This window comes from Thalassobius sp. Cn5-15 (assembly GCF_022347685.1).
Classification (GTDB): Bacteria; Pseudomonadota; Alphaproteobacteria; order Rhodobacterales; family Rhodobacteraceae; genus Thalassobius.
The window spans coordinates 1-5,854 of sequence record NZ_JAKRGF010000015.1; the positions used below are offsets into that span (position 1 = coordinate 1).

General features: G+C 52.5%; 2 tRNA genes and 3 rRNA genes. All 5 read right to left on the reverse strand.

Going from position 1 to position 5,854, the window contains the following annotated elements:
• Positions 1-36: 36 nt before the first annotated feature.
• The 5 genes from rrf to MHM86_RS16980 all read right to left on the reverse strand — a co-directional run bounded on the left by rrf (position 37) and on the right by MHM86_RS16980 (position 5,367).
• Positions 37-151, reverse strand: a 5S ribosomal RNA gene (rrf, locus tag MHM86_RS16960).
• Positions 152-264: 113 nt separating this feature from the next.
• Positions 265-3,096, reverse strand: a 23S ribosomal RNA gene (locus MHM86_RS16965).
• A gap of 491 nt (positions 3,097-3,587) precedes the next feature.
• A tRNA-Ala gene (locus tag MHM86_RS16970) sits at positions 3,588-3,663 on the reverse strand.
• A gap of 22 nt (positions 3,664-3,685) precedes the next feature.
• Positions 3,686-3,762 (reverse strand) — tRNA-Ile (locus tag MHM86_RS16975).
• A gap of 141 nt (positions 3,763-3,903) precedes the next feature.
• Positions 3,904-5,367: ribosomal RNA gene (locus tag MHM86_RS16980) — 16S ribosomal RNA — on the reverse strand.
• Together the 16S, 23S and 5S rRNA genes with 2 tRNA genes alongside form the textbook arrangement of a ribosomal RNA operon.
• Positions 5,368-5,854 lie beyond the last annotated feature (487 nt).

Below are 5,854 nucleotides of genomic sequence, written 5' to 3' on the forward strand. Positions count from 1 at the left end.
TTTTTATCGCTTAGAGATTTTGTTGTTGTTTATTAGGTTTGGCGGTGACCTACTCTCCCACGTCTTAAGACGCAGTACCATTGGCGCTTCGGTGCTTAACTTCCGAGTTCGGGATGGTATCGGGTGTTTCACTCGTGCTATGACCACCAAACCGAATAAGCAACAACGGGCATTTTTAGCCCTTATCAACATGTTGTCTAAGTCGAGTACACTTTGGTGTATGCTCTTGAGTATCAGTTTAAGTCAGTCTTACTTTTACTGGATCAAATCAAGCCTATCGGACCATTAGTACCAGTCAACTGAATGCGTTACCGCACTTACATCTCTGGCCTATCGACGTGGTGGTCTACCACGGTCCTCAGGGATACCTTGTTTTGAGGGGGGCTTCCCGCTTAGATGCCTTCAGCGGTTATCCTTTCCGTTCATAGCTACCCAGCACTACCGTTGGCACGATAACTGGTCCACCAGTGGAACGTTCACCCCGGTCCTCTCGTACTAGGGGCAACTCCTCTCAAGTATCCTACACCCACGGCAGATAGGGACCGAACTGTCTCACGACGTTCTAAACCCAGCTCACGTACCTCTTTAAATGGCGAACAGCCATACCCTTGGGACCTGCTCCAGCCCCAGGATGAGATGAGCCGACATCGAGGTGCCAAACACTGCCGTCGATATGGACTCTTGGGCAGTATCAGCCTGTTATCCCCGGCGTACCTTTTATCCGTTGAGCGATGGCCCTTCCACGCGGGACCACCGGATCACTATGGCCGTCTTTCGACTCTGCTCGACTTGTCAGTCTTGCAGTCAGGCTGGCTTCTGCCATTGCACTCAACGAGCGATTTCCGACCGCTCTGAGCCAACCTTCGCGCGCCTCCGTTACTCTTTAGGAGGCGACCGCCCCAGTCAAACTACCCGCCACGCAGGGTCCCGGATCCGGATAACGGACCGCGGTTAGACATCAAGCAGAATAAGGGTGGTATCTCAAGGGAGGCTCCACCAGGACTGGCGTCCTGGTTTCAAAGCCCACCACCTATCCTGCACATATTGTGCCTGATGCCAGTGCGAAGCTGTAGTAAAGGTGCACGGGGTCTTTCCGTCTAACCGCGGGAAGCCTGCATCTTGACAGGCAATTCAATTTCGCTGAGTCGATGTTGGAGACAGCGGGGAAGTCGTTACGCCATTCGTGCAGGTCGGAACTTACCCGACAAGGAATTTCGCTACCTTAGGACCGTTATAGTTACGGCCGCCGTTTACCGGGGCTTCAATTCGACGCTCTCACATCTCCTTTTAACCTTCCGGCACCGGGCAGGCGTCAGACCCTATACGTCGTCTTGCGACTTCGCAGAGCCCTGTGTTTTTAGTAAACAGTCGCCACCCCCTGGTTTGTGCCCCCAGCCTCTAGTTGCCTAGAAACTGGGCCTCCTTCTCGCGAACTTACGGAGGTATTTTGCCGAGTTCCTTCAACATCGTTCTCTCAAGCGCCTTGGTATTCTCTACCAGTCCACCTGTGTCGGTTTAGGGTACGGTCTTAAAGAGGGGCTATTTCCAGGGACCACTCAGCAGCCCAGACAATCCGTTAAGCCTGAACTACCTCTGTGATCCGTCACCACCTCACGGCCTAGGAATATTAACCTAGTTCCCATCGACTACGCCTTTCGGCCTCGCCTTAGGGGCCGGCTTACCCTGCTCAGATTAGCTTTAAGCAGGAACCCTTGGACTTTCGGCGACAGGGTCTCTCACCCTGTTTGTCGCTACTCATGTCATCATTCTCGCTAGTGATCTCTCCACCGGATGGCTCACGCCCCGGCTTCACAGAAAGCTCCTTGCGTCTAATGCCTTGCGAACAAGGCTAAAGACGCATGGAACTATGTCACACTACGCTCTGCTACCATGCACTATGTGCATCCTCAGCTTCGGCTCATGGCTTGAGCCCCGTTACATCTTCGCCGCAGGACAACTTATTTAGACCAGTGAGCTGTTACGCTATCTTTAAAGGATGGCTGCTTCTAAGCCAACCTCCTGGTTGTTTTGGTCGTCCCACCTGCTTTCCCACTTAGCCATGAATTAGGGGCCTTAGCTGGAGGTCAGGGTTGTTTCCCTCTCCACGACGGACGTTAGCATCCGCCGTGTGTCTGCCATCTAGTACTCCCGGGTATTCGGAGTTTGGTTAGGATCAGTAAGCCTGTGGGGCCCCATTACCCATCCAGTGCTCTACCCCCCGGGGTATTCGGATGACGCTCTACCTAAATAGATTTCGCAGAGAACCAGCTATCTCCGAGTTTGATTGGCCTTTCACCCCTAGGCACAACTCATCCCGACCTTTTTCAACAGGTGTGGGTTCGGCCCTCCAGTAAGTGTTACCTTACCTTCAGCCTGGTCATGCCTAGATCACTCGGTTTCGGGTCTGATCCCACGAACTCATGCGCCCTATTAAGACTCGCTTTCGCTGCGCCTACACCTAACGGCTTAAGCTTGCTCGTGAGACCAAGTCGATGACCCATTATACAAAAGGTACGCCGTCAGCTCGCAAGGAGCCTCCGACTGATTGTAGGCGTTCGGTTTCAGGTACTGTTTCACTCCCCTCGTCGGGGTGCTTTTCACCTTTCCCTCACGGTACTGGTTCACTATCGGTCAGTAAGGAGTACTTAGCCTTCGAAGGTGGTCCTCCGATGTTCAGACAGGATTTCACGTGTCCCGCCCTACTTAATACGTCCTATCGAGCTTCCCATACGGGACTGTCACCCACTATGGTCAATCTTTCCAGATTGTTCTGGTCACTCTCAAGGCTCGGCTGGTCCCCGTTCGCTCGCCGCTACTAGGGGAGTATCTATTGATTTCCTTTCCTCCGGGTACTTAGATGTTTCAGTTCCCCGGGTTCGCTCTTAAAACCCTATGTATTCAGGTATTAAGTACTTGGTTTACCCGGTTATTGATTAGCCGGAGCTAACAATAACAGAGTATCAAGTGGGTTGCCCCATTCGGAGATCTTGGGATCAAAGCCTATTCTCGGCTCCCCCAAGCTTATCGCAGAGTATCACGTCCTTCATCGCCTCTTACTGCCAAGGCATTCACCAAACGCCCTTCTCGCGCTTGATTTGATCCAGAAAGAGTAAGACTTCTTTGTGTGCTACCGCGCGGAGCGCTACTTGAGCACGAAGACTTTCACATCCGGGCTGGTTCGACCGGATGCTCACTTTCTGATCAAAAGCATACTATTTTCCCGCTCCTTACCCGAAAGACTGCGCTGCCGATGTCGGTCGGCCCCACGCAGAAGGTAAGGAACAATGCATAAACTCTCGTTTATGCGGGTTAGTGTACTTGACTTGGACAACTCTGTTCGTTTCAGAAGGGATACGTTGCATAAAGATCGAGGAAACAATCTCTATCACGCCTTCCCCGAAGGGAACCAACTGAGATCATCCGCTTACTTACGGTGATCAAACAGGTTGTTGATATTTTCTCTCTAAACGATGTCATGTTCCGCATCCCCGAAGGGAAGTGGAAGCGTGTCCGATTGGACGGTGAAGAACCGCAGGTGCGATGCTTAACGATCTAATCGAACGCTCTTATGTGGTACTGAAGACAAATGGTGGAGCCTAGCGGGATCGAACCGCTGACCTCCTGAATGCAAATCAGGCGCTCTCCCAGCTGAGCTAAGGCCCCATCAAAACCCCGACAGGGATATTGGTGGGTCGAGGAGGACTTGAACCTCCGACCTCACGCTTATCAGGCGTGCGCTCTAACCACCTGAGCTACCGACCCAGTCCAGACCGGTAGGTCTGATGTCTTCCTGAAGAGATATGAGGACGGCCTGGTCCTGATATGTGATCAACGTGACTTGTTGATCTTTTGCTAAGTGTATCACGAGGAAGAGCAAGCTCTTCTTGCTAGATACATCCTTAGAAAGGAGGTGATCCAGCCCCAGGTTCCCCTAGGGCTACCTTGTTACGACTTCACCCCAGTCGCTGAGCTCACCGTGGTCCGCTGCCTCCTCGAAAGGTTGGCGCACGGCCTTCGGGTAAACCCAACTCCCATGGTGTGACGGGCGGTGTGTACAAGGCCCGGGAACGTATTCACCGCGTCATGCTGTTACGCGATTACTAGCGATTCCGACTTCATGCCGTCGAGTTGCAGACGACAATCCGAACTGAGACAGTTTTTTGGGATTAACCCATTGTCACTGCCATTGTAGCACGTGTGTAGCCCAACCCGTAAGGGCCATGAGGACTTGACGTCATCCACACCTTCCTCCCGCTTATCACGGGCAGTTTCCTTAGAGTTCCCGGCCGAACCGCTGGTAACTAAGGATGTGGGTTGCGCTCGTTGCCGGACTTAACCGAACATCTCACGACACGAGCTGACGACAGCCATGCAGCACCTGTCACTGCGTCCCCGAAGGGAACCATCCATCTCTGGATGTAGCACAGGATGTCAAGGGTTGGTAAGGTTCTGCGCGTTGCTTCGAATTAAACCACATGCTCCACCGCTTGTGCGGGCCCCCGTCAATTCCTTTGAGTTTTAATCTTGCGACCGTACTCCCCAGGCGGAATGCTTAATCCGTTAGGTGTGTCACCGAATAGCATGCTACCCGACGACTGGCATTCATCGTTTACGGTGTGGACTACCAGGGTATCTAATCCTGTTTGCTCCCCACACTTTCGCACCTCAGCGTCAGTATCGAGCCAGTGAGCCGCCTTCGCCACTGGTGTTCCTCCGAATATCTACGAATTTCACCTCTACACTCGGAATTCCACTCACCTCTCTCGAACTCAAGACTAGCAGTATTAAAGGCAGTTCCGGGGTTGAGCCCCGGGATTTCACCTCTAACTTACTAATCCGCCTACGCGCGCTTTACGCCCAGTAATTCCGAACAACGCTAACCCCCTCCGTATTACCGCGGCTGCTGGCACGGAGTTAGCCGGGGTTTCTTTACCAGATACTGTCATTATCATCTCTGGCGAAAGAGCTTTACGACCCTAAGGCCTTCATCACTCACGCGGCATGGCTGGATCAGGCTTGCGCCCATTGTCCAAGATTCCCCACTGCTGCCTCCCGTAGGAGTCTGGGCCGTGTCTCAGTCCCAGTGTTGCTGATCATCCTCTAAAACCAGCTATAGATCGTAGACTTGGTAGGCCATTACCCCACCAACTATCTAATCTAACGCGGGCTAATCCGTCACCGATGAATCTTTCCCCCGAAGGGCGTATAAGGTATTACTCTCCGTTTCCAGAGGCTATTCCTTAGTGTCGGGTATATTCCCACGCGTTACTAACCCGTCCGCCGCTCACCCCGAAGGGCGCGCTCGACTTGCATGTGTTAGGCCTGCCGCCAGCGTTCGTTCTGAGCCAGGATCAAACTCTCAAGTTGAAAGCAACTTGCGTTGCTATCCTTGACGTTCGAACCTCTGCACATACTGTTTTTCCAATTGACTTGGAAATGGTCCAACCGGCTGGTCGGACCGTTCTCTGTTTGTGACATCAGTACCAAAAGATACCGAAAGCCGACAAACAGTGAAGCTGACTATCCATCATCGAACCGAAGCTCTAGGTAGTTGACATATGTGCAGTCATTCATTCATCGAATGAACCAAACCGCCCACATATCTCTTCAGATACCATCAATGTCAAAGAGCGTGGCAACAAACAAAGTCATCACCAGAGACAAAAACCAACCGACTGCGCTAAATATTTCTAGCGCCGCCCGCTCATCAATGCCTCATTTTCTTCACTTCCGAACCCTCCAGAGTACCCTCCGTAGCCCCGTCCGCTGCCCCGTTGTGCGCCTCAGCGCCGCCGGTGAAGGGGGTTCTAAGGTGATTGCAGAAGAGCCGCAAGCGGTTTTTAAAGAAAAAACA